This is a genomic window from Burkholderia sp. 9775_39 (assembly GCF_015712225.1).
In the GTDB taxonomy this organism is placed as follows: domain Bacteria; phylum Pseudomonadota; class Gammaproteobacteria; order Burkholderiales; family Burkholderiaceae; genus Burkholderia; species Burkholderia cenocepacia.
This window is the reverse complement of the sequence record NZ_JACCQC010000002.1, coordinates 241,546-264,139: the sequence shown is the minus strand read 5'-3', so window position 1 is coordinate 264,139 and position 22,594 is coordinate 241,546. Positions and strand designations below refer to the sequence as shown.

Here is a 22,594-nt window from a genome sequence, read left to right as displayed (position 1 = left end):
AACGTCACTCACCGACAGGAGCAGCACCATGCCATTCACCCGTATCGCCGTACGCGAAGGCAAACCGGCCGCCTACCGCAGGGCCCTCGTCGACGGCGTGCACCGCGCGCTGATGCACACGTTCAACGTGCCGGAGGACGACATCTTCATGGTCGTGACCGAGCATGCGGCCGAGAACTTCGTGTTCGGCCGTCACTACTACGATATCGAGCGCAGCGACGACCTCGTGATGATCCAGATCACCGCGAACAACACGCGCACGCTCGAGCAGAAGCGGGCGCTGTACCGGACGATCGCCCAGAACCTCGCGCAGCAGCCCGGCGTGCGGCAGGAAGACGTATTCATCAGTCTGGTCGAAGTGCTGAAGGAGGACTGGTCGTTCGGCAACGGCATCGCGCAATACGCGGTCTGACGTGCCGGCTTGACCTGCCACAGGGCGGCGGGGCTGGATCGACGCCTGCGCGTTTGGGCGGCGTGTACTATGGAAGCTGCTTCACGAGCGACGCCGGCGCGGTCGATGCGCCGGCGGTCCTTCATGTGCAGGAGCCTCCATGTCGCGTGTGCTGGAAATCGTGTTGTCGCTGTCGCTGGAAGGGTGGCCGGTCAAGGGCGCGAGCCGCGCCCGGGGCGCGCAGCGCGAGTTCGGCGCCGAACTCGTGCGCGCGTGGCGGATCTGCCCGCAGGTCCGGATGCGGCGCGGCCACGAGCGCGTGACGATCGAGCCGTGCCAGATCGAGGAGGCCGAGCGGAGTCCCGGCGCGAACTGGTGGACCTGGGTCGAATCGAACGCGCACGGCACGCGGGTCGTCGCCTCGCGCACGCAGACGTTCGCTCCCGGCGTCACGCAGCGTGAACTGTTCGACGCGGAGCACGCGGGGATCGTCGTCGCGACGCCGCTGCCGATACCCGCGACACGTACCGCAGCTGATGCCGAGGCCGATGCGGCGGCCGCCGAAACCGGCGGCGTTGCACCGGACACCGACGAAGCGCGCGCCCAGGCGGCGGCGCTGCGCATCGTCAGCGAGCGGCGGCGCGGGCGCTGGGCCGACGACAGCGGCGTCGTGGTCGAGATGACGCTCGACGACATCACGCTGCATGGCGGCGGCGAGCCGCCGCGCCGCTACGTCGAGCTGCGCCTGGCCGCGCCCGACTGGGAAACCGTCGCCGCGCGCACGGCCGCGCTGCATGCGCTGTTTGCCGCGGCGCGCGAACTGAGCGGCGCGTGGCCCGCCTTCGTGCAACTGACGAGCGTGATCGACCGCGCCTGTGCGGGCGGACCGGTGGCCGCCGTGCTGGTCAAGGCGCAGTCCGTCGACCTGACCGGCATCCGCACGCAGCGCGCCGCGTTGTTCGCGCTGTCCGGCGACATCACCGCGCAATGGCTCGGCAACGAATGCGGCGTGCTCGAGCGCGACGATCCCGAATTCGTGCACCAGATGCGCGTCGCGCTGCGCCGCCTGCGCACGCTGATGCGCTTCTTCCCGCGCTTTACCGACGATCAATGGAAGGACACGCTCGGCGTCGACCTGCGCTGGCTCGCCGCGCTGCTCGGCACGGTGCGCGATTGGGACGTGTTCGCGACCGAGAGCCTGCCCGCGCTGATCGCGGCCGACGGCGGCGGCGGCGACTGGGACGGCACGCTCGACGCCGCCCGCGCGCAGTCGATGGCCGCGCGCGTCGAGCTGCGCCAGGCGCTGCATTCGGCCCGCTATGCGCGGCTGACGCTCGGCTGGCTCGAATGGCTGAGCGCGCTCGCGCTGCCGGCGGCCGACGGCGACGACGCACCGTCGCTGCGGCGTCACGCGACCAAGCGCGTGCGGCGGCTGTTCGGTCATCTCTATGGATCGCCGTCGCTCACGTCGCTCGATACGGCGGCACGCCATCAGGTGCGGATCGACGCGAAGCGGCTGCGCTACGCGCTCGAATTCTTCGCGTCGCTCGCGTCGCGCCGCACGCGCAACGAGACGGTCAAGACGCTCACGCGCGTGCAGAGCGTGCTCGGCGAAGCGAACGACGCGATGGTTGCGCTGCACCATCTCGAGCAACTCGCGGCGCCGCCGTATCAGCTCGGTTTCGTGCGCGGCTACGGCGCCGCGCTCGAACAGCGCGCGGCGCGCGACGCCGAGACGCTGCTGGCCAGCCTGCGGCCGCCGAAGCTCGACGGCAAGCCGGGCTGAGCGCCGCGCGCCGACCCTATAATGGCCGCCCGTTTCCCGCACGCATGCCGATGATGACCGACGCTCCGCATTCCTCCTCGTCCGCCGAACCGCTCGAACTGGGCGGCGAGCTGTGGCTGCGCGCCGGCGACCAGACGCTCGGCGGCGCGACGCGCATCGCGTTGCTCGCGGCGATCGGCGACACCGGTTCGATCACGCGCGCGGCGAAGGCCGTCGGCCTCAGCTACAAGGCCGCGTGGGATGCGGTCGACACGATGAACAATCTCGCCGGCGAACCGCTCGTCGCGCGTTCGACGGGCGGCAAGGGCGGTGGCGGCACGACGCTGACGCCGCGCGCGACGTCGCTGATCGCCGCATTCCGCACGATCGAGCGCGAGCATCGCCGCTTCATCGAGGCCGCGAGCGCGGCCGTGGCCGGCTTCGACGTCGACTGGGCGCTGATCGGCCGGATCGGGATGAAGACCAGCGCGCGCAACCAGTTGTTCGGCAAGGTCGCGTCGATCGTGCGCGGCACCGTCAACGACGAGGTGACGCTTGCGTTGCCCGGCGGACAGTCGGTCGTCGCCGTGCTGACGCACGAAAGCGCCGACGCGCTGGGGCTGCGGGAAGGGGCGGACGCGTGCGCGCTGGTGAAGGCGTCGTGGGTCGTGCTCGCGGTCGACGATGGCGGGCCCGATCTGAAAGTGTCCGCGCGCAACCGGCTGCACGGCAGCGTCGACGCCGTCGCGGCGGGCGCGGTGAACAGCGAGGTGACGCTCGCGCTCGACGGCGGCGGGACGCTGACGGCCGTCGTGACCAACGACAGCGTCGATGCGTTGCAGCTCGACGCCGGCCGGCGGGCGATCGCGCTGTTCAAGGCATCGAGCGTGATCCTGGCGGTGACGGGCTGACCCGGCCGCCCGCGCGGCTCCCGTGGCCGGCGTGCGGTGACGGCGCGAAGCCGGTGCCGCGTTCGTCCGCATCGCACCGGCTTCGTGTCCGCTTTCAGCATGTGCCGCGCTGCGGCTTCTCTCAGGCTCCAACGTGGCGACCGGCGCCACGCTCACGACCACGGCGTCGCGCGTTCAGGTGACGCGCGTCGGCCACTCGGCGTGCGGCGGGTTCGCCTGCACGCGTCCTTCGCTCAACTGCACGACCTGGTCGCCGAACGCGGCGACGTCGTCGGGGTCGTGCGAGATCAGCACCATCGGGATGTCGAGCCGCGCCTGCAGTTCGGCGAGCTCGTGGCGCATGCGCTGGCGCATCGCGCCGTCGAGCGCCGCGAACGGTTCGTCGAGCAGCAGGATGCGCGGCTGCGCGACCAGCGCACGCGCGAGCGCCACGCGCTGCCTCTGCCCGCCCGACAACTGCGACGGATATTGCCCCGCGAGCGCTTCGAGGTCGAACGCGCGCAGCCAGTACGCGACCTCCGGCGGCACCGCCTTCGCGCGCGGGTTGCGCAGCCCGGACGTGAGCCCGAACGCGATGTTCTGCCGCACGTTCAGATGCGGGAACAGCGCGTAGTCCTGGAACAGGTACGCGACCCGGCGTTCGCGGGTCGGCACGTCGATGCGGCGCGCGGCGTCGAACAACGGCTCGCCGTTCAGCGTGATCGTGCCCGCGTCGGGCGTCAGCAGCCCGGCGATCGCCTGCAGCGTCATGCTCTTGCCCGCGCCCGACGGTCCGAACAGCACGACGCGCTGCGTCGTCGCGGTGAACGACATGTCGAGCGTGAAGCGCCGCTCGGCGTTCGCGTAGGTCTTGCGGATGTCGACGACGAGGCTCATGCGGGCCTCCGCCGGCGATACGGATGGAACAGGTGCTTCATGTCAGCTGGCTCCGCCGGGCGCGCGACGGCACGAGCCAGCCGGTCGCGAGCAGCACGAGCACGCAGGTGATCGACGTCACCAGCACGAGGAAATTGGCCGTGTTGTCGTCGCCGGCCTGCACGGCCGCGTAGATCGCGACCGACAGCGTCTGCGTGCGGCCGGGCAGGTTGCCCGCGATCATCAGCGTCGCGCCGAATTCGCCGAGCGCGCGCGCGAACGCGAGCAGCGCGCCCGCGAGAATCCCGCGCGTGGCGAGCGGCAGCGTCACGCGGAAGAACACCGCGACTTCGCCGAGCCCGAGCGTGCGCGCGGCGCGCTCGAGATGCGGGTCGACGCCTTCGAACGCCGCGCGCGCCGATTTCAGGATCAGCGGAAACGCGACGACCATCGACGCGATCACCGCACCTTGCCACGTGAACACCAGCTCGATGCCGAGCGTGTCGAGCCACGCGCCGAACACGCCGCGCCGGCCGAGCAGCACGAGCAGGTAATAGCCCAGCACCGTCGGCGGCAGCACGAGCGGCAGCGTCAGCACGGAGTCGACGACGTCGCGCAACGGCGAGCGCCAGCGCGCGAGCACGAACGCGGCCGCGACGCCGAGCACGATGTCGAGCGCGGTCGCCCAGCCGGCGACCTTCAGCGACAGCAGCAGCGGGACCCAGGCGTCTTGCATCGCGAGTCGCTCACTTGGCGGGCTTGAAGCCGAACGTCGACAGCACGGCCTGGCCCTGGGACGACGCGACGAAATCGATGAACGACTGCGCCTGCGCGGCGTGGCGGCTGTCCTTGACCACGGCGATCGGGTAGGTGATGGCCGTCCGGGTCGGCACCGTCAGCGCGACCTTCACGCGGCCCGGCATGATCGCGGCGTCGGTGCCGAACACGAAGCCCGCGTCGACCTCGCCGCGGGCGACGTAGTCGAGGCTCTGGCGCACGTTGGCGGCCAGCACGCCCTTCGCGCTGACCGCATCCCACACGCCGGCCGCGCGCAGCGCGCCCTCGGTGTAGCGGCCGACCGGCACCGAGGCCGGGTCGCCGTACGCGATGCGTTTCACGCCGGGCGCGGTCAGGTCGTTCAGCGACGTCGGCGCGGCCGCGTGGCTGTCCGCCGGCACGATCAGCACCAGCGAGTTCGCCGCGAAATCGCGGCGCGTGCCGGCCACGATCACCTTTTCGTTCACCGCGCGATCCATCGCCTTCTGGTCGGCCGACGCGAACACGTCGGCCGGCGCGCCCTTGGCGATCTGCTGCATCAGCACGTCCGATGCGCCGAAGTTGAACAGCACCTTGGTGTCCGGGTGCTGCTTCTCGTACGCGTCGCCGACGGCCTTGAATGCGTTCGTCAGGCTGGCGGCGGCCGACACGACCAGTTCGTCGGCGGCGGAAGCGGGCGCGCTGAACGCGAACCCGGCGGCAAGCGTGGCGATCGGCAGCAGGCGAAGCAGGGTGCGGCGAAGCGGACGGACGGTTGAGCGCATGGTGGATTCGTTTCGAATGGGTGGAAACCGTAATCGTAATATAGGGCGGGTTATAACGCTCGACATACTGTTCATGCGACGGTGCGCATGAAATGGTCAGACGTGAAAAGGGGCGGGCGTGACGGCCGGGCTGCCGGTCACGTGTGAAGCGTGCGCGGCGCCGATTCGGTGCGCTGCAGCGACGACGGCTGCGACGCGGGATGGTAGTTCGGGTTGGCCTTCCAGCGCGCGCGGACGAACGGGCGCTCGTGGCCCGACAGTTGCAGCGCGACCTTCGTGACCCAGCGATGCGACGGCACCGTGATGCCGTGCAGCGCCACGGTGACGAGCGCGAGGCTCGCGACGACCGCGGGCACCGACCAGCGGTGCGGCACCGCGCGCCACGAGCCGGCGATGAACGCGAGCGCGGCGATCGCGCCGACGATGCAGCCGGTGATCGATTCGGACGGCGAATGCGCGTCGAGCGCGACGCGCGACACGCCCACCGCGATGCCGGCCGCCAGGCCGAGCGCGATGCCGGCGATCCGCACCGGCGTGCGCGTGCGGATCAGCGCGAGGAAAATCGCGACCGGATACACCGACGTCGACAGCATCGCATGGCCGCTGAACCCGGTGAAATCCCACGCGCGAATGCCGATGCCCCAGCCGAGGAACGCGATCTTGGTGAGCGCCACCACGCCGATCGCGGCCGCGAGCACGCCGAGCCATGCGGCCGCGCGCTGCCACGAGTAGCCGAGCGCGAGCCAGACGGCAATCGTGATCGCGAGCGGCAAGGTCAGGCCGGCGCCGCCGAACGCGGTGATCATGATCCACAGGTGAGAGGACAGGTCGAACATCGGAAGGGGACGAACGAAGGCGGGGAGGATGCTTAAATCAACGCGCGAGCCGGGAAGAACGACTACAACGGATACAAGCGGCGAAACCCCAGTATAGCGCCGCGTCCGCATGAGGCCCGTTTTTTGCGCCGCCGGGAACTATCGGCGCGCAGGAAAAATCCCAGAAACAATGTTATGGTGCATTGCACAAAGTCGAACGATGCACCCGTTGTGGTGCCTTCATGGCGCCCCTATTTTTCCTGACTGCGAGCCCGATCGATGACCAAAAGTCTGACCAAGGTATGGCTGGGCGGCATGAAACGCATGCTGTCTCCGGCCGCCAAGCGCGCGGCGCGCGATGCGCAGCGCATCACACGCGACGCACTCGAGGCCGCCACCTCTTCCGCCGTATCCGATCTGTCCCCGCCACGCGAATCGCGCGTGCGGCCGCGCGCGGCCGCGTGGGCCGCGGGCGAATGGACGCGCGGCGAGCATCCGATGGCGCCCGCGCTCGGCCGCCTCGTCCAGAATCTCGCGTACGGGCTCTACGTGCCGCCCGGCCGCCGACGCGGCGCGATGCCGCTCGTCGTGATGCTGCACGGTTGCCAGCAGTCGGTAGACGAATTCGCGCAGGGCACGCGGATGAACCTGCTGGCCGACAAGCACGGCTTCGCGGTGCTGTATCCGGAACAGTCGCTGCGCGCGCACGCGCACGGCTGCTGGCACTGGTATGAGGACACCGACCGCGCGGGGCGCGGCGAGGCGAATGCGGTGGTGTCGCTGGTCGACGCGCTGGTCGACGAACACGGCTTCGACGCGTCGCGCGTCTACGTGGCGGGGCTGTCGGCCGGCGCCGGTCTGGCGTCGCTTCTTGCACTGCACCATCCGGACCGTTTCGCGGCGGTCGCATTGCACTCGGGGCCGGCGCTGGGCGAGGCGAATTCCGGCATCACCGCGATGGACGTGATGCGGCGCGGCCTGCGGCAGAACCCGGCCGCGGCGGTCGATGCGCTGGTCGAGGGCGGCGCGTATCCGGGCATGCCCGCGCTGATCGTCCAGGGCGACGGCGATCATGTCGTCGCGCCAAAGAATGCCGATCAACTGACCGTACAGTTCATGCGTCTGAACGGGCTCGCCGACAGCCGCGGCGCGCTGCGCGGCGGCGAACGGGTCGAGACGCGCGAAACGGGCGCCCAGATCACCGATGTGTGCCGCGACGGCGAGCCGGTGGTGCGGCTGTGCCATGTGAAAGGGCTCGATCACGCATGGGCCGGCGGCGACGAAGCCGTGCCGTTTCATGCGGCAGTCGGCCCCGACGCAAGCGCGATGATCTGGGCCTTTTTCGAAGCCAATCAGCGCACTGTGGCGACCGAACGACGCATCGTTTGATCGACGCTGGTCAAAGACTAGGGTTTTCCCTATAATTCGGGAAAACCCTAGTCCAGAACCTTTGAATAGCGAGATCGAACATGTACCTGCTGAGCCACCTCTTCCTGATGCTGACCAAGAACGCTGAAAAGGCCGCGAAAGAGCGCACCGACGCGTACCTGGCCGAAGCCACCGACATCTACGACCTCGAATTCCGCATGCGCAAGATCGATCGCGACGCGGCGCTGAACCGCCCGTATTCGATCGGCGCGCGCTAAGCGGCGCACGCGGGCCTGGCGGCCCGCCATTTCGACGAATCGCGCAAAAGGGCGCGTGCGGCATGTGCCGCACGCGCCCTTTTTGTATTTTTCCTGGCCCTGCGTCGCGTCAGACGACCGCCAGGCGCACCGGCACGTTGTTGCGCGTGGCGTTCGAGTACGGGCACACGTGGTGCGCCTTGTCGACCAGCGCCTGCGCGTCGGCCTTGTCGAGCCCCGGCAGCGACACGCGCAGTTCGATGTCGAGCCCGAAGCCGCCAGCGTCGTTCGGGCCGATGCCCACTTCCGCCGTGACCTGCGTATCGGCCGGCAGTGTCTGCTTGTTCTGGCCCGCGACGAATTTCATCGCACTCAGGAAACAGGCCGAGTAACCTGCGGCAAACAGTTGCTCCGGATTCGTGCCTTCCGCGCCCGTGCCGCCGAGTTCGCGCGGCGCGGCCAGCTTCACTTCCAGCTTGTGGTCGGCGGATACCGCGCGGCCGTCGCGGCCGCCCGTGCTCGTGGCGCTGGTCTTGTACAGAATGTTCATCGTGCAGCTCCTGTCGGGAAGAGGGAGAAAAGCGGTCCGGTCAGACGGGTGTCGCCGGCCACGAGTGAAATATAGAGCACAAATCATTAGTGTGCAAATGAAATTTTGAAGAAAAACCCGGCAGCGCCGGGCGAGGTCGTCTGCGCTTGGCGCGTCAGCGTTCGTTGGCCGCCGACAATGCGTCGCGCAACTGCTGGAGATCGGCGCGCAGCCGGATCAGGAATTCGGGCGTTTGCTGCATCGCGCAAAAGAGCTCGGCGGGCACCGAGCGCGCGCGATCCTTCAGCGCACGGCCGGCCGACGTCACACGCACGTTGACGACGCGTTCGTCAGCCGCGCTGCGCACGCGCTCGACGTAGCCGAGCGCTTCCAGCCGCTTCAGCAGCGGCGTGACCGTGGCGGGATCGAGGTCGAGCCGCGCGGCGATGTCCTTCACGGCCATGTCGTCGCGCTCCCACAGCACGAGCATCGCGAGATATTGGGGATAGGTTAGCGACAGCTTGTCGAGCAGCGGCTTGTACGCCTTCGTCATCGCGTGCGAAGTCGCGTAAAGCGCGAAGCACAATTGCTCGTCGAGCGTCTGGGGCAGCGGGGGCAGGCGATCCATGGTTCGGGAAGCGCGGCGGATGCGCGAACGATTTGTACGCAAATTATTTTGCGCGCAAAAGATTCGATTGAACAGGGGTGGCCGGAGGAAGGCGAGACGCGAAAAGGGATCAGAAGAAGCGCGCCGGGCGACGACCCGGCGCGAAACAGTGCGACGGCGGCCGACATGCGCCGGCCGAAAGAGCGGGTTCAGCGGCCGGACATCGTCGTCGGCGCGCCCGGCTCCTGCACGCCGAAGCAGCCGCGATAGGTCGCGTAGAACGAGCAGTACAGCATCGTGACGATGATGATCGTCACCGGCATCATGATCGTCAGCGCATACGCGCCGGCGCCGAGCGCCTGCAGCAGCAGCGACAGCGCGAGCGACGTGCCGAGCGCGACGGCGAACCACAGCACGCCGTATACGACGAACGCGCCGCGATTGCGCCAGCAGCTGACGACGCTGAAGAACAGCGCCTTCGCGGGCGGGACGTCATGCCATGCGACCAGCACCGGCGCGAACCAGAACAGCATCGCGACCGGCAGATAGAGCAGCGTCGCGAAGAACAGCGCGCCGAGCGTGCCTTGCGCGGCGAGCGTCTCGGGCGTCGTGTTCGCTTCGTCGGCCGCGCCCATCATCACGTGGAACAGCGCGCCGCCGTCCACGAACGACGAAGCGGCGAACACCAGCACCATCGACGCGACGTAGATCACGCCGAGCGCGAGCAGCCGCTGGGTCGCGACGGTGCCGTACGAGCGAAAGCCGTCGACGAGGATCGTCGGCATCACGGTCTTGCCGGCCACGGTGTCGCGGCACGCGGCCATGAAGCCGACCGCGATGCCGGGAATGAACAACAGCGGCAGCGCGGAGCCGATCACCGGCACCATCGACACGAGCGTGATGGCGAGCAGGTACGTGAAGAACAGCGTGATGAACGCGAGCGGATTCCGGCGGAACAGCCAGATGCCTTGACGGAACCAGACATAGCCCGTTTTCGCGGGCACTTCGATCAGTTGCATGCGGTTTGGATCTCGGGAAGCGCGGGCGTATGCGCGATACGCTCGCGCAGGATGCGTTCGAAATGGCCGGGGTCGTGCGGCTTGAGCATCTCGGCCGCGCGCGGCAGGTAGAAATCGTACAGGCGCGACACCCAGAAGCGGTACGCACCGGCGCGCAGCATGTCGCTCCAGTGGCGACGTTCCTCGGCCGTGAACGGCCGGACGGTCTGGTACGCGCGCAGCAGCGCATCGGCGCGCGCGACGTCGAGTACGCCGGTCGCGAGGTCGACGCACCAGTCGTTGACGGTTACCGCGACGTCGAACAGCCACTTGTCGCAGCCCGCGAAGTAGAAGTCGAAGAAGCCGCCGAGGCGTACGTCGTGACCGGTGCCGGGCGCCGCGTGCGCGAACAGCACGTTGTCGCGGAACAGGTCGCAATGGCATGGCCCGGCCGGCAGCGCCGCATAGTCGTCCGACGCGAAGAAGCCGGCCTGGTGCGCGAGCTCGCCTTCGAGCAGCGTGCGTTGCGCGTCCGTGATGAACGGCACGATGGCCGGTACGTTCTCCTGCCACCACGGCAGGCTGCGCAGGTTCGGCTGGCTGCGCGGATAGTCGCGGCCCGCGAGGTGCAGGCGCGCGAGCATCTGTCCGACCTCGATGCAGTGTTCGACCCCCGGCGCGAGTTCGGCCGCGCCGTCGAGCTTCGTGACGATCGCGGCCGGCTTGCCGTGCAGTTCGCCGAACAGCGCGCCGTCGTCACGCGGGATCGGGTCCGGGACCGGCACGCCGTGGGCGGCCAGATGGCGCATCAGGTCGAGGTAGAACGGCAGCTGCTGCGCCGTCAGCTTTTCGAAGATCGTGAGGACGTATTCGCCGCGCGTCGTCGTCAGGAAGAAATTGCTGTTTTCGATACCGGACGGAATGCCGCGGAACGCAAGCACGTCGCCCAGTTCGTAGTGGCGCATCCATTGCGCGAGATCGGAGTCGGAAACAGCGGTGAAAACGGCCATGCGGGATGCGTCAGGTCAGGGTGTCGGCACGCGGGCGGCGTGCATCGCGACAGCAGGTGAAGGGGCGGCGCGGCGCCCGGTGCGCCACGCCACGGAATCAGTAGCGCAGGTTCAGCGACGGCAGGCGCGTGATCGGGATGCCCGCGTCGTGCGGCTTCGGCGACGTGTCGGGCGTCGAGCTCATCTGGTAGCGCGTGCCGAAGTTCGATTTCACGTCGATCTCGACCGGCTTGCCGCGGTCGCGGTACTCGGTGACTTCGGTGCCGTTCTTGCTCTTTTCGTGGAAGCTCGGCGTGCGGCGGATGTCGGCGAAGTCCACTTTCGACGTGACTTCGGCGCCCGGCCGGTTGATCTTGCGGAGATCGGGCAGGCCGGCGGCTTCGTTGGCCTCGGCCCGGGCCTGCGCGTCGGCGTCAGGCGTGCCGCCGGCGGCGTGAGCGACGCCGGCGGCGGCAAACGCGACGGCAGCGGCGACGAAAATGAGCGGCTTCATGATGAGTCTCCAGTGAACCTACCGATTTTAGCAAATACTGCGCGCCATCCGGCCCCTGCGTGCGCAGGGGCGGCCATAAGGGCGACCGGGTTCCGTGGTAATGTCGTCGGATCTGACGAGGTGATGAAAATGAAAAACGATTTGAGCCGCCGGCACCGTGTGCTGTCGCCCGAAAGCCCGTCGGTCGAGGCTTTCGACGATCCGGTCGCCGCCGTCGCGCGGCTGTCCGCCATTTACGACACGAATACGGGCTTCCTGCGCGATGCGTTCGCGCGCTATCGCCGCCACGAAGCGATTACCGAGCACGTGCGCGCGTGCTACCCGTTCGTGCGGATCCGGACCGACGTCAACACGCACGTCGATTCGCGCCGCTCGTACGGCTTCGTCGCGGGTCCCGGCGTATTCGAGACGACCGTCACGCGCCCCGATCTCTTCGCGAACTACTACCGCGAGCAACTGCGTCTGCTGTCGAAGAACCACCATGTCAAGATCGAGATCGGCGTGTCGTCGCAGCCGATTCCGATCCATTTCGCGTTTCCGGAAGGCATCCATCTCGAGGGCGAACTCGATCGCGACCGCCTGCTCGCGATGCGCGACATCTTCGACACGCCCGACCTGTCGTATCTCGATGACCGCATCGTCAACGGCACGTTCGAGCCGGCGCCGGGCGAGCCGCATCCGCTCGCGCTGTTCACGGCGGCCCGCGTCGACTTCTCGCTGCACCGGCTGCGTCACTACACGGCGACGTCGCCCACGCATTTCCAGAACTACGTGCTCTACACGAACTACCAGTTCTACATCGACGAGTTCGTGAAGCTCGGCCGCACGCTGATGACCGAAAGCGACGATCCCGAGGTGCGCGCGTACCGCAGCGAGTACAGCGCGTTCGTCGAGCCGGGCGACGTCGTCACGTACAACGCGAACCTCGGCAGCGAGCCGGCCGAGGGCACCGCGCCGCCGCGCCTGCCGCAGATGCCCGCGTATCACCTGAAGCGCGCGGACGGCAGCGGGATCACGATGGTCAACATCGGCGTCGGCCCGTCGAACGCGAAGACGATCACCGATCACATCGCGGTGCTGCGTCCGCACGCTTGGGTGATGCTCGGTCACTGCGCGGGGCTGCGCAACACGCAGCGCCTCGGCGACTACGTGCTCGCGCACGGTTACGTGCGGGAAGATCACGTGCTCGACGCCGACCTGCCGCTGTGGGTGCCGATTCCGGCGCTGGCCGAAGTGCAGCTCGCGCTCGAGCGCGGCGTGGCCGAGGTCACGCGGCTGGAGGGCGCGGAACTGAAGCGGGTGATGCGTACGGGCACGGTCGCGAGCGTCGACAACCGCAACTGGGAACTGCGCGACCATCGCGAGCCCGTGCAGCGGCTGTCGCAGAGCCGCGCGATCGCGCTCGACATGGAAAGCGCGACGATCGCAGCCAACGGCTTCCGCTTCCGGGTGCCGTACGGCACGTTGCTGTGCGTATCGGACAAGCCGCTGCACGGCGAGCTGAAACTGCCGGGCATGGCCGACACGTTCTATCGCGGGCAGGTCGACCAGCATCTGCAGATCGGCGTGAAGGCGATGGAGATCCTGCGCACGAACGGGCTCGACAAGCTGCATAGCCGCAAGCTGCGGAGCTTTGCGGAAGTGGCGTTTCAGTAACGCCACCGCGCAGCGGCATGCGCAACGACAAAGGCCGCACGCGAACCTTCGTTCGCGTGCGGCCTTCGTTTTTCTGCTTCCGCGTGCGGGCCTGACGGGCCTTCGCTCGGGCGCTCAGCACTCGCCCTTTTTCGCATGTCCCGGCGGGCAGTGATAGCCGCCACGACCGCGATAGCGCTGGTGATCCTCCCACTCGCGGCGCTCCCAGTAGCGGCGGCCGTCCCAGTAGCGGTCGCCATGCCAGCCGACGATGATCGCCGGCGCCGGGGCGACCACGACGGGCGCGGGGGCGACGACGACCGGCGCGGGCGTGCCGATGTTGACGTCGACGTTGACGGCGTGAGCGAGGCCGGACAGCGAAAGGCCGAGGCCGGCAAAGGCGAGGGCGATCAGCGAGCGTTGCATGTTCTTTTCCGTGGTGTCGTGATGAATAGGCCGGCGCGACGCGATGGAAGCGAGGGGGACCGTTCCACCGGGGGAACGCCGCGCCGACACAATGCAGTGTGCTGCGGCACGACGGAAAAGGCGAGTCGTGATTATTACGGAGGATTGGCGGCGCGCAGGCACGCGATGGGCCCGCCGTTTGACATTGGCGGCCGGCTGGTGCGGCCGATCCCGCCGCATGGTGCCGCGCCGACTGCGGAGATTTGACATTCGACCGCGCGCGGCGGTGAACGGGTATTAACAGCGCGTTACAAAGTCACGCCCGGCGAGCCGCCGGAGCGCACTTCCGTCGCATGAAAAGCACGACAGCCGGCGCTCGGCCGGCTGTCGTCACCGACCGGTTACAGATAGAACATCCGGTCTTCTTCCGGGCGCGGCGGATGATCCTCCTCGTCCGAACCTTCTTCCTCGCCGCTGTCCTCGTAGAACGCGAGCACCGCGTCGAGCACCTGGTCGGGGTCGTCGATCACCTGCATCAGATCCATGTCTTCCGGATTGATCAGGCCCATCGGAATCAGTTGATCGCGGAACCACTGCAGCAGCCCCTGCCAGAATTCGCTGCCGACGAGGATGATCGGCACGAGGCGCGATTTTTTCGTCTGGATCAGCGTGAGCACTTCGGACAGTTCGTCGAGCGTGCCGAAACCGCCCGGCATCACGATCACCGCATCCGAGTTCTTCACGAACGTGACCTTGCGCGTGAAGAAGTGGCGGAAGCGCAGCGAGATGTCCTGATAGTGGTTGCCGGCCTGCTCGTGCGGCAGCTCGATGTTCAGGCCGACCGACGGCGCCTTGCCGGCGTGCGCGCCCTTGTTCGCGGCTTCCATGATGCCGGGGCCGCCGCCGGAGATCACCGCGAAGCCGGCGTCCGACAGCTTGCGCGCGATCTGCGCGGCGAGCTTGTAGTGCGGGGTATCGGGTTTGAGGCGGGCAGAACCGTAGATGCTGACAGCCGGGCGGATCTCCGACAGGTACTCGGTCGCCTCGATAAACTCTGCCATAATCGTGAACATCTGCCACGATGCGCGCGCCTTCTTGGCCGTCGCGCGTTCTTGATCTGCGAGCGAACGCAGACTCGGAATCACTTTTCTCTTGTTCATAATGCCTGAAGAACGAAATCTGGAAGGTAAGACCCTGCTATTGGTTGACGGTTCGAGCTATCTGTATCGGGCTTACCATGCGATGCCTGATTTGCGTGGCCCTGGCGGGGAGCCGACCGGAGCGCTCTACGGAATCATCAACATGCTGCGCCGTATGCGCAAGGAAGTCAGTGCAGAGTATAGCGCTTGCGTGTTCGATGCAAAGGGCAAGACGTTCCGCGACGACCTTTATGCCGACTATAAGGCAAACCGTCCGTCGATGCCGCCCGATCTCGCATTGCAGGTCGAGCCGATCCACGGCGCCGTGCGCGCGCTCGGCTGGCCGCTGCTGATGGTCGAAGGCGTGGAGGCCGACGACGTGATCGGCACGCTCGCGCGCGAAGCCGAACGGCACGGGATGAACGTGATCGTGTCGACCGGCGACAAGGATCTCGCGCAGCTCGTGACCGAGCGCGTCACGCTCGTCAACACGATGACCAACGAGACGCTCGACCGCGATGGCGTGCTCGCGAAGTTCGGCGTGCCGCCCGAGCGCATCATCGACTATCTCGCGCTGATCGGCGACACCGTCGACAACGTGCCGGGCGTCGAGAAGTGCGGGCCGAAGACGGCCGTGAAGTGGCTGTCGCAATACGAAAGCCTCGACGGCGTCATCGCGCACGCGGCCGACATCAAGGGCGTGGTCGGCGACAACCTGCGCCGCGCGCTCGATTTCCTGCCGCTCGGCCGCAAGCTCGTGACCGTCGACACGTCATGCGATCTCGCGCCGCATCTCGAATCGATCGAAGCGTCGCTGAAGACCGACGGCGAGGCGCGCGAGCTGTTGCGCGACATCTTCGCGCGCTACGGCTTCAAGACCTGGCTGCGCGAAGTCGAGAACGCACCCGCGGAAGGCGGTGGCGCCGATGCGCCGGAAGGCGAGCCGGCCCCGGTGATCGCGACCGACGTCGTGCGCGAATACGACACGATCCAGACCTGGGAACAGTTCGACGCGTGGTTCGCGAAGATCGACGCGGCCGCGCTGACCGCGTTCGACACCGAGACGACCGCGCTCGATCCGATGCTCGCGCGGCTCGTCGGCCTGTCGTTCTCGGTCGAGCCGGGCAAGGCGGCCTACCTGCCGGTCGCGCACCGCGGGCCCGACATGCCCGAGCAGCTTCCGCTCGACGAAGTGCTCGCGCGCCTGAAGCCGTGGCTCGAATCGGCCGATCGCAAGAAGGTCGGCCAGCACCTGAAGTACGACGCACAGGTGCTCGCGAACTACGACATCGAACTGAACGGCATCGAGCACGACACGCTGCTCGAATCGTACGTGGTCGAATCGCACCGCACGCACGACATGGACAGCCTCGCGCTGCGTCATCTGGGCGTCAAGACGATCAAGTACGAAGACGTGGCCGGCAAGGGCGCGAAGCAGATCGGTTTCGACGAAGTGGCGCTCGCGCAGGCCGCCGAATACGCAGCCGAAGATGCGGACATCACGCTGCAGCTCCATCACGCGCTGTATCCGCAAGTCGCCCGCGAGCCGGGCCTCGAGCGCGTGTACCGCGAGATCGAGATGCCGGTATCGCTCGTGCTGCGCAAGATGGAGCGCACGGGCGTGCTGATCGACGATGCGCGCCTGCACGCGCAGAGCACCGAAATCGCGACGCGCCTGATCGAACTCGAGGGGCAGGCGTACGAACTGGCGGGCGGCGAATTCAATCTCGGCTCGCCGAAGCAGATCGGGCAGATCTTCTTCGAGAAGCTGCAGTTGCCGGTCGTGAAAAAGACGCCGAGCGGCGCGCCGTCGACCGACGAGGAAGTGCTGCAGAAGCTGGCCGAGGACTACCCGCTGCCGAAGCTGCTGCTCGAGCATCGCGGGCTGTCGAAGCTGAAGTCGACCTATACCGACAAGCTCCCGCGCATGGTGAATCCCACCACCGGCCGCGTGCATACGAACTATGCGCAGGCCGTCGCGGTCACCGGCCGCCTGGCGTCGAACGATCCCAATCTTCAGAACATTCCGGTGCGCACGGCCGAAGGCCGGCGCATCCGCGAGGCGTTCATTGCATCGCCGGGCCACCGGATCGTATCGGCCGACTATTCGCAGATCGAACTGCGGATCATGGCGCACATCTCCGGCGACGCGTCGCTGTTGCGCGCGTTCTCGCAGGGCGAGGACATTCACCGCGCGACGGCCGCCGAGGTGTTCGGCGTGACGCCGCTGGAGGTCAATTCCGACCAGCGCCGGATCGCGAAGGTGATCAACTTCGGGCTCATCTACGGGATGAGCGCGTTCGGGCTCGCATCGAACCTCGGCATCACGCGCGACGCGGCGAAGCTCTATATCGACCGCTATTTCGCCCGCTATCCGGGCGTCGCGCAGTACATGGAAGACACGCGCGCAACCGCGAAGGAGAAGGGCTACGTCGAAACCGTTTTCGGTCGCCGCCTGTGGCTGCCCGAGATCAACGGCGGCAATGGCCCGCGCCGTCAGGCGGCCGAGCGCGCGGCCATCAATGCACCGATGCAGGGCACGGCGGCCGACCTGATCAAGCTGTCGATGATCGCGGTGGACGACTGGCTCACGCGCGACGGGCTTGCATCGCGGATGATCATGCAGGTGCACGACGAACTGGTGCTCGAGGTGCCGGAAGGCGAGCTGTCGCTCGTGCGCGAGAAACTGCCGGAAATGATGTGCGGCGTCGCGAAGCTGAAGGTGCCGCTCGTCGCCGAAGTGGGTGCCGGCGCGAACTGGGAAGAGGCACACTGACGCACCCCCGAGCGATTCCCGTTTCCCGCGGCATATTGTTGCAGGGATGCTGAATATCGAGATGGTTTGCTTGTGGTCAACGCGCAAGCTCCCGGACAATGCATGTCAGTCATGTCATTGACGCGGGGCGGCGCGCCCCGCGTTCCGGATCGGATGCATCGAAGTGCTTCGAACTGCACATCGATGATGTCCGAACCGGTTAATCCACCGGGCGGCGCGAGTGCACGGCGTTTGCTTCATCCGGCGGCAGCAGTTTCGAATCGCAAAGGGGGAATCGGATGCATCGGATCATCATCGTAGGCGGAGGTGCCGGCGGCCTGGAACTGGCGACGCGGCTCGGCGACCGTTACGGCGCGCGCGGCAATCGTCCCGCGCGTGCGCTCGTCACGCTCGTCGACCGCAATCCGACGCACATCTGGAAACCGCTGCTGCACGAAGTCGCGGCCGGCAGCATGGACCCGTTCACGCAGGAGCTCGAATATGCGGCGCAGGCGCGCTGGCACGGCTTCGAGTTCCAGCAGGGCGAGCTGACCGGGCTCGACCGCGCGGCGAAGCGCGTCACGCTGTCGCCGATCAACGACAGCGACGGCGCGGAACTGTTGCCGGCACGCGAGCTGGAATACGACACGCTCGTGATCGCGATCGGCAGCACGACCCACTTCTTCGGCGTGCAGGGCGCACCGGAAAACGCGATCGCGCTCGACACGGTCGGGGAGGCCGAACGCTTCCGCAAGCGGCTGATCGCGGCATGCATGCGCGCTGAGCACCAGGCGCCGGCGCCGACCGCGCCGGGCGAGTCGGCCGAGCCGCGTATCCAGGTCGTGATCGTCGGCGGCGGCGCGACGGGCGTCGAGCTGTCCGCGGAACTGCGCAATACCGCGCAGGTGTTGTCGGCCTACGGGTTGCACAAACTCGATCCACGGCACGACGTCGGCATCGTGCTGATCGAATCGGGGCCGCGGATCCTCCCGGCGCTGCCGGAGCGCGTCTCGTCGGCGACGGCTGAATTGCTCGGAAAGATCGGCGTGCGGCTGATGCTCGCCGAGCGCGTGACGGAGGTGGCGCCCGGGGCCGTCCACACGGCGAGCGGCAAGGTCGTGCGTGCCGACCTGACGGTCTGGGCTGCCGGCATCAAGGCGCCGTCGGTGCTCGCGAATCTCGATGGGCTCCAGGTCAACAAGCTGGGCCAGCTCGACGTGCGCCGCACGCTGCAAACCTTCACCGACGACAACATATTCGCGCTCGGCGATTGCGCGGCATGCGCATGGCCTGGTAACGAGCGCAACGTGCCGCCGCGCGCGCAGGCCGCGCACCAGCAGGCGAGCTTCCTGCTGAAGGCGATCGGCTGTCGGCTGGAAGGGCGTCCGCTGCCCGAATTCACGTATCGCGACCTGGGCTCGCTCGTGTCGCTCGGCCATTTCAGCGCGGTCGGCAATCTGATGGGCGGGTTGATCGGCGGCAACATGCTGATCGAAGGGCTGTTCGCACGCTTCATGTACATGTCGCTGTACCGGATGCACATTGCCGCGCTGCACGGTTATCCGCGGATGATGCTCGACACGATTGCGCACTGGCTGCGACGCACGACGCTGCCGCGCGTCAAGCTGCACTGATCGCGCTCGTGTGCGGAGCGGGCGGGGAATGCGCAATGTCCTGCGTATTCCCCGCCCGTTTTTCTTTTCGATTCGCAAGGATTTGGTCGCGCGGCGATCGTCGCTACGCGCCGCCGCACGGTGATTCGGCAGGCCGTCGCCAGGCTACCGCGCGATGATCGATGCGATCGCCGCACCGCGTCGTAATCGAGTCTTACACATCTGACAGTTGACGCGACAACGGATTATTGGGCATCTTGTCCGGGTTTTCGTTTGCGGCGGGGTGCCAACCGCCGCAACATCCGCGCCGCGCGCCGGTGCGATGCCCCGTCATGCCGTCTCCGCGATCGTGACGGCGGCGCCCAATCGAGGAGTGCATTCATGTTGAAACCCGAAGTCGACAGCCTGGTCCCCCATGTCCCGTTCTCGCGCCGCAAGTTCATGCAGGCTGCGCTCGGCGGCACCTTCGCGGCGGCCGTGCTGCCCGTGTCGGCGCAGACGGTCACGACCGACAGTGCCGGCCTGGACGTCGACACCATCGAAATCCGCTCGGGCGATGCGAGCGTGCCGGCTTATCGCGCGCAGCCGGTCGACAAGACGAACCTGCCGGTCGTCATCGTGATTCACGAGATCTTCGGCGTGCACGCGCATATCGCCGACGTCTGCCGGCGCTTCGCGAAGCTCGGCTATCTGGCGATCGCGCCGGACCTGTTTGCGCGACAGGGCAACGCGGCGAAATATCCGACGATCCAGGCGCTGGTCGACAACATCGTCAGCAAGGTGCCGGACCGGCAGGTGACGGAGGATCTCGATGCGACGGTCGCGTGGGCCGGCAAGAACGGCGGCGACCTGACGCGCCTCGGCGTGACCGGGTTCTGCTGGGGCGGTCGCCAGGCGTGGCTGTATGCGGAACACAATCCGCACGTGCGGGCCGCGGTGGCGTGGTACGGGTTCGTCGAAGGCAAGACCGACGAGATGACGCCGTTCAACCCGGTCGATCACGCGTCGTTGCTGAAAGTGCCGGTGCTCGGCCTGTACGGCGAGAAGGATCAGAACATCACGCAGGCGTCGCTCGCGAACATGCGCAAGGCGATCCAGGCGAGCGATTCGAAGCTCGCGCGCGAATCGGAGATCGTCGTGTATCCGGATGCCGGCCATGCGTTCTTCGCCGACTACCGGCCGAGCTACGTGAAGGCCGATGCCGAGGATGGCTGGAAACGCGCGATCGAGTGGTTCCACAAGTTCGGCGTGATGTAAACGGCAAGCGGCGGCCGAGGCCGCCGCTGCGTGACTGCCGCGCCGTACGCGCGCTTACGGCGTCGGGCCGGTCGCGATCGGTCGCGACGGATCGGCGCTCCATTCGCTCCACGAACCCGGGTACAGCGACGCGCCGTGCAGGCCCGCCACTTCCAGCGCCAGCGCGTTGTGGCAGGCGGTGACGCCGGAGCCGCATTGCAGGATCACGCGGTTTGGCTCGGTGCCGGCCAGCACGGTGGCGAACGCCTCGCGCAATTCATGGCCGGTCTTGAAGCGGCCGTCGGCGGCCAGGTTGTCCTTGAAGAAGCGGTTGCGCGCACCGGGAATGTGGCCGCCCACCCGATCGATCGTTTCATTTTCGCCGCGATAGCGGTCCGGTGCGCGTGCATCGATCACCACGCGCGCGGCCGACGACACGTTCGCGAGCACGGCTGCTGCATCGACCGTCGATTCGAGCGGCGTTGCGGCGCGGAAGTTGCCGGTGGCCGGTTGCGGCACGTCGGTCGTCAGCGGCTGGCCGGCCGCTTCCCACGCCTGCAGGCCGCCGTCGAGCACCGCGACCGAATCGTGGCCGAGCCAGCGCAGCAGCCACCACAGGCGCGCCGCATAGGCGCCGCCTTGCGCGTCGTACGCGACGACCTGCTGGCCCTGCTTGAGGCCGCGGCTGGCGAGCAGCGTGGCGAGCGCGTCGCGGGTCGGCAGCGGATGGCGGCCGTTGGTGCCCGTCTTGCGGCCCGACAGGTCGCGGTCGAGATGAAGGTATTGCGCGCCGGGAAGGTGGCCGGCCGCGTAGGCGGCTTCGCCGGCGCCGGGATCGGCGAGATCGAAGCGGCAGTCGAACAGCGCCACGCTGCCGGGCGCCGCGGCCAGGCGCTCGGCGAGATTGGCGGCGGAGATGAGCGTGGTGTAATGAGTGTGTGGCATGACGGCTCCCTGGAGTGCAAATGGCCTGACACTCCAAGTCTAAACAAAAAAAGACGGGCCGAAGCCCGTCTTTTCGTTTGCCGGCGGCCGGGCGGCGGCAACGCGCCGCCTCCGCTGTCAGAGGTCGCCGAGGTGGCGGCGCAGGAACTCGTGGAAGTGCTGCATCCCGTCTTCCATCGGGCTCTGGTACGGGCCGACCTGCGACTCGCCACGCGCCATCAGCGCACGGCGGCCAGCGTCCATCCGCATCGCGATCTCGTCGTCCTCGACGGCCGTCTCCATGTAGGCGGCGCGCTCGGCCTCGACGAATTCGCGTTCGAACAGCGCGATTTCCTCGGGGTAATAGAACTCGACGATGTTGGTCGTCTTCTGCGGCCCGCGCGGGATCAGCCACGACACGACCAGCACGTGCGGATACCACTCGATCATCAGGCCCGGGTAGTAGACCATCCAGATCGCGCCGAACTCCGGCGGCACGCCGTTGCGAAACTTCAGCACCTGCTCGTGCCATTTCTGGTAAGTCGCGCTGCCCGGTTTCGCGAGGGCGTTGTGCACGCCGACCGTCTGCACGCTGTACCAGTCGCCGAACTCCCATTTGAGATCGTCGCACGACACGAAGCTGCCGAGGCCCGGGTGGAACGGGACGACGTGATAATCCTCGAGGTAGACCTCGATGAACGTCTTCCAGTTGTAATCGCACTCGTGCACTTCGACGTGATCGAACTGGTACTCGGAGAAGTCGAAGTGATGCTTCGTGCCGAGGTTGGCGAGATCGCGCGCGACGTTGCGGCCCTCGGCCTCGAACAGCAGCCCCTGCCAGTTCTGCAGCGGGCTCTTGCCGAGGTTCAGGCACGGCTTGTCGGGGAAGTGCGGTGCGCCGAGCAGCTCGCCTTCGAGGTCGTACGTCCAGCGGTGCAGCGGGCACACGATGTTCTGCGTGTGGCCGCGCCCGTTGAGCATGATCGCCTGCCGGTGGCGGCACACGTTCGACAGCAGTTCGATCTGGTTCGTCTGGTTGCGGACCAGCACGCGGCCTTCCTTCTCGGACGGCAGCGCAAAATAATCCCCCGCCTCGGGCACCATCAACTCGTGCCCGACGTAACGAGGTCCTTTCTTGAAGAGGGTTTCGATCTCGCGCTCGAGTAGCGCCTCATCGAAATATGCAGTGACTGGAAGCTGGCTGTGGGCCGACTTCAACTGAAGCGCATCGCTCAGATTGGACATTCCCACTCCCGGTGTTAGCGTGAAAGCAGTGAACAACCCAACCATCGAAAAATCGATTTAGGGAAACGGAGAATTATACCCGGTTCGCCTCGCAAGGCTAGG

The 22,594-nt window shown here is 67.4% G+C and carries 22 protein-coding genes; 9 read left to right on the top strand and 13 right to left on the bottom strand.

Annotated features, from left to right (window positions below):
* Positions 1-28 precede the first annotated feature (28 nt).
* From H0X90_RS03980 to H0X90_RS03970, 3 genes are all read left to right on the top strand, one after another.
* Positions 29-412 (top strand): tautomerase family protein, encoded by a 384-nt coding sequence (locus H0X90_RS03980; RefSeq protein WP_060212590.1) that lies wholly within the window; start codon positions 29-31, stop codon positions 410-412.
* Between the two features lie 139 nt (positions 413-551).
* A complete protein-coding gene (locus H0X90_RS03975) occupies positions 552-2,177 on the top strand; it encodes a CHAD domain-containing protein (RefSeq protein WP_077190786.1) in 1,626 nt (541 codons plus the stop codon).
* Positions 2,178-2,230: 53 nt separating this feature from the next.
* The gene (locus H0X90_RS03970) at positions 2,231-3,067 is read left to right on the top strand and encodes a TOBE domain-containing protein (protein WP_043205172.1); all 837 of its coding nucleotides are present in this window, start codon (positions 2,231-2,233) and stop codon (positions 3,065-3,067) included.
* Positions 3,068-3,241: 174 nt separating this feature from the next.
* Here the strand turns inward: H0X90_RS03970 and H0X90_RS03965 are convergent, their stop codons facing one another.
* From H0X90_RS03965 to H0X90_RS03950, 4 genes are all read right to left on the bottom strand, one after another.
* Entirely contained in the window at positions 3,242-3,943 is a 702-nt protein-coding gene (locus tag H0X90_RS03965; protein WP_069353247.1) for a sulfate/molybdate ABC transporter ATP-binding protein, read from the bottom strand.
* A gap of 37 nt (positions 3,944-3,980) precedes the next feature.
* The gene (gene modB, locus H0X90_RS03960) at positions 3,981-4,658 is read right to left on the bottom strand and encodes a molybdate ABC transporter permease subunit (protein ID WP_006486472.1); all 678 of its coding nucleotides are present in this window, start codon (positions 4,656-4,658) and stop codon (positions 3,981-3,983) included.
* Positions 4,659-4,668: 10 nt separating this feature from the next.
* Positions 4,669-5,463, bottom strand: a complete 795-nt coding sequence (gene modA, locus H0X90_RS03955; protein ID WP_062885399.1) for a molybdate ABC transporter substrate-binding protein — start codon at positions 5,461-5,463, stop codon at positions 4,669-4,671.
* Between the two features lie 137 nt (positions 5,464-5,600).
* Positions 5,601-6,299 (bottom strand): phosphatase PAP2 family protein, encoded by a 699-nt coding sequence (locus tag H0X90_RS03950; protein ID WP_006496013.1) that lies wholly within the window; start codon positions 6,297-6,299, stop codon positions 5,601-5,603.
* Between the two features lie 258 nt (positions 6,300-6,557).
* Here H0X90_RS03950 and H0X90_RS03945 point away from each other — a divergent pair, with 258 nt between their 5' ends.
* Together H0X90_RS03945 and H0X90_RS03940 are read left to right on the top strand one after the other, a co-directional pair.
* Positions 6,558-7,667, top strand: coding sequence for a PHB depolymerase family esterase (locus tag H0X90_RS03945; RefSeq protein WP_006486448.1), 1,110 nt, complete (start codon positions 6,558-6,560; stop codon positions 7,665-7,667).
* An 80-nt stretch (positions 7,668-7,747) separates the two neighbouring features.
* Positions 7,748-7,924, top strand: a complete 177-nt coding sequence (locus H0X90_RS03940; protein WP_006486452.1) for a DUF3563 family protein — start codon at positions 7,748-7,750, stop codon at positions 7,922-7,924.
* A 109-nt stretch (positions 7,925-8,033) separates the two neighbouring features.
* Here the strand turns inward: H0X90_RS03940 and H0X90_RS03935 are convergent, their stop codons facing one another.
* The 5 genes from H0X90_RS03935 to H0X90_RS03915 form a co-directional block, all read right to left on the bottom strand.
* Positions 8,034-8,453: an organic hydroperoxide resistance protein gene (locus tag H0X90_RS03935; protein ID WP_006486430.1), complete on the bottom strand. Its 420-nt coding sequence runs from the start codon at positions 8,451-8,453 to the stop codon at positions 8,034-8,036.
* Between the two features lie 154 nt (positions 8,454-8,607).
* On the bottom strand, positions 8,608-9,060 hold the full coding sequence (locus tag H0X90_RS03930; protein WP_006496011.1) for a MarR family winged helix-turn-helix transcriptional regulator: 453 nt from the start codon (positions 9,058-9,060) through the stop codon (positions 8,608-8,610).
* 188 nt (positions 9,061-9,248) lie between these two features.
* The gene (locus H0X90_RS03925; RefSeq protein WP_077190785.1) at positions 9,249-10,058 is read right to left on the bottom strand and encodes a BPSS1780 family membrane protein; all 810 of its coding nucleotides are present in this window, start codon (positions 10,056-10,058) and stop codon (positions 9,249-9,251) included.
* Positions 10,049-11,047 carry a homoserine kinase gene (locus H0X90_RS03920; RefSeq protein WP_006486428.1) on the bottom strand — a complete coding sequence of 333 codons (999 nt, stop codon included), beginning with the start codon at positions 11,045-11,047 and terminating at the stop codon, positions 10,049-10,051. Before H0X90_RS03920 ends, H0X90_RS03925 begins: the two co-directional genes overlap by 10 nt.
* Positions 11,048-11,144: 97 nt before the next feature.
* On the bottom strand, positions 11,145-11,540 hold the full coding sequence (locus H0X90_RS03915; protein ID WP_006486478.1) for a hypothetical protein: 396 nt from the start codon (positions 11,538-11,540) through the stop codon (positions 11,145-11,147).
* A 129-nt stretch (positions 11,541-11,669) separates the two neighbouring features.
* Between H0X90_RS03915 and H0X90_RS03910 the strand changes: the two genes are divergently transcribed.
* Complete coding sequence (locus tag H0X90_RS03910; RefSeq protein ID WP_012493190.1) at positions 11,670-13,196, top strand: AMP nucleosidase; 1,527 nt, start codon at positions 11,670-11,672, stop codon at positions 13,194-13,196.
* Positions 13,197-13,310: 114 nt separating this feature from the next.
* Here H0X90_RS03910 and H0X90_RS03905 read toward each other — a convergent pair whose 3' ends face one another.
* On the bottom strand, positions 13,311-13,601 hold the full coding sequence (locus H0X90_RS03905) for a hypothetical protein (protein ID WP_006486461.1): 291 nt from the start codon (positions 13,599-13,601) through the stop codon (positions 13,311-13,313).
* A 380-nt stretch (positions 13,602-13,981) separates the two neighbouring features.
* Complete coding sequence (locus H0X90_RS03900) at positions 13,982-14,740, bottom strand: TIGR00730 family Rossman fold protein (protein ID WP_006486470.1); 759 nt, start codon at positions 14,738-14,740, stop codon at positions 13,982-13,984.
* Between the two features lies 1 nt (position 14,741).
* Between H0X90_RS03900 and polA the strand changes: the two genes are divergently transcribed.
* The 3 genes from polA (at position 14,742) to H0X90_RS03885 (ending at position 20,344) form a co-directional block, all read left to right on the top strand.
* Entirely contained in the window at positions 14,742-17,495 is a 2,754-nt protein-coding gene (gene polA, locus H0X90_RS03895; protein WP_077190784.1) for a DNA polymerase I, read from the top strand.
* A gap of 278 nt (positions 17,496-17,773) precedes the next feature.
* Positions 17,774-19,108, top strand: a complete 1,335-nt coding sequence (locus H0X90_RS03890; RefSeq protein WP_006486476.1) for an NAD(P)/FAD-dependent oxidoreductase — start codon at positions 17,774-17,776, stop codon at positions 19,106-19,108.
* 360 nt (positions 19,109-19,468) lie between these two features.
* Complete coding sequence (locus tag H0X90_RS03885; RefSeq protein WP_006486435.1) at positions 19,469-20,344, top strand: dienelactone hydrolase family protein; 876 nt, start codon at positions 19,469-19,471, stop codon at positions 20,342-20,344.
* Positions 20,345-20,398: 54 nt separating this feature from the next.
* Here the strand turns inward: H0X90_RS03885 and H0X90_RS03880 are convergent, their stop codons facing one another.
* Together H0X90_RS03880 and H0X90_RS03875 are read right to left on the bottom strand one after the other, a co-directional pair.
* A complete protein-coding gene (locus tag H0X90_RS03880; protein WP_077190783.1) occupies positions 20,399-21,268 on the bottom strand; it encodes a sulfurtransferase in 870 nt (289 codons plus the stop codon).
* A gap of 117 nt (positions 21,269-21,385) precedes the next feature.
* On the bottom strand, positions 21,386-22,492 hold the full coding sequence (locus H0X90_RS03875) for an aromatic ring-hydroxylating dioxygenase subunit alpha (protein ID WP_006486437.1): 1,107 nt from the start codon (positions 22,490-22,492) through the stop codon (positions 21,386-21,388).
* Positions 22,493-22,594: the final 102 nt, after the last annotated feature.

Excerpts from the sequence above, each read along its gene's own strand:
- modB (WP_006486472.1), bottom strand. The coding sequence starts at position 4,658 with ATGCAAGACGCCTGGGTCCCGCTGCTGCTGTCGCTGAAGGTCGCCGGC.
- H0X90_RS03885 (WP_006486435.1), top strand. The coding sequence starts at position 19,469 with ATGTTGAAACCCGAAGTCGACAGCCTGGTCCCCCATGTCCCGTTCTCG.
- H0X90_RS03950 (WP_006496013.1), bottom strand. The coding sequence starts at position 6,299 with ATGTTCGACCTGTCCTCTCACCTGTGGATCATGATCACCGCGTTCGGC.
- H0X90_RS03965 (WP_069353247.1), bottom strand. The coding sequence starts at position 3,943 with ATGAGCCTCGTCGTCGACATCCGCAAGACCTACGCGAACGCCGAGCGG.
- polA (WP_077190784.1), top strand. The coding sequence starts at position 14,742 with ATGCCTGAAGAACGAAATCTGGAAGGTAAGACCCTGCTATTGGTTGAC.
- H0X90_RS03905 (WP_006486461.1), bottom strand. The coding sequence starts at position 13,601 with ATGCAACGCTCGCTGATCGCCCTCGCCTTTGCCGGCCTCGGCCTTTCG.
- H0X90_RS03970 (WP_043205172.1), top strand. The coding sequence starts at position 2,231 with ATGACCGACGCTCCGCATTCCTCCTCGTCCGCCGAACCGCTCGAACTG.
- H0X90_RS03975 (WP_077190786.1), top strand. The coding sequence starts at position 552 with ATGTCGCGTGTGCTGGAAATCGTGTTGTCGCTGTCGCTGGAAGGGTGG.
- H0X90_RS03880 (WP_077190783.1), bottom strand. The coding sequence starts at position 21,268 with ATGCCACACACTCATTACACCACGCTCATCTCCGCCGCCAATCTCGCC.
- H0X90_RS03930 (WP_006496011.1), bottom strand. The coding sequence starts at position 9,060 with ATGGATCGCCTGCCCCCGCTGCCCCAGACGCTCGACGAGCAATTGTGC.
- H0X90_RS03890 (WP_006486476.1), top strand. The coding sequence starts at position 17,774 with ATGCATCGGATCATCATCGTAGGCGGAGGTGCCGGCGGCCTGGAACTG.
- H0X90_RS03915 (WP_006486478.1), bottom strand. The coding sequence starts at position 11,540 with ATGAAGCCGCTCATTTTCGTCGCCGCTGCCGTCGCGTTTGCCGCCGCC.
- H0X90_RS03875 (WP_006486437.1), bottom strand. The coding sequence starts at position 22,492 with ATGTCCAATCTGAGCGATGCGCTTCAGTTGAAGTCGGCCCACAGCCAG.
- modA (WP_062885399.1), bottom strand. The coding sequence starts at position 5,463 with ATGCGCTCAACCGTCCGTCCGCTTCGCCGCACCCTGCTTCGCCTGCTG.
- H0X90_RS03925 (WP_077190785.1), bottom strand. The coding sequence starts at position 10,058 with ATGCAACTGATCGAAGTGCCCGCGAAAACGGGCTATGTCTGGTTCCGT.
- H0X90_RS03935 (WP_006486430.1), bottom strand. The coding sequence starts at position 8,453 with ATGAACATTCTGTACAAGACCAGCGCCACGAGCACGGGCGGCCGCGAC.
- H0X90_RS03920 (WP_006486428.1), bottom strand. The coding sequence starts at position 11,047 with ATGGCCGTTTTCACCGCTGTTTCCGACTCCGATCTCGCGCAATGGATG.
- H0X90_RS03945 (WP_006486448.1), top strand. The coding sequence starts at position 6,558 with ATGACCAAAAGTCTGACCAAGGTATGGCTGGGCGGCATGAAACGCATG.
- H0X90_RS03910 (WP_012493190.1), top strand. The coding sequence starts at position 11,670 with ATGAAAAACGATTTGAGCCGCCGGCACCGTGTGCTGTCGCCCGAAAGC.
- H0X90_RS03980 (WP_060212590.1), top strand. The coding sequence starts at position 29 with ATGCCATTCACCCGTATCGCCGTACGCGAAGGCAAACCGGCCGCCTAC.
- H0X90_RS03900 (WP_006486470.1), bottom strand. The coding sequence starts at position 14,740 with ATGAACAAGAGAAAAGTGATTCCGAGTCTGCGTTCGCTCGCAGATCAA.
- H0X90_RS03940 (WP_006486452.1), top strand. The coding sequence starts at position 7,748 with ATGTACCTGCTGAGCCACCTCTTCCTGATGCTGACCAAGAACGCTGAA.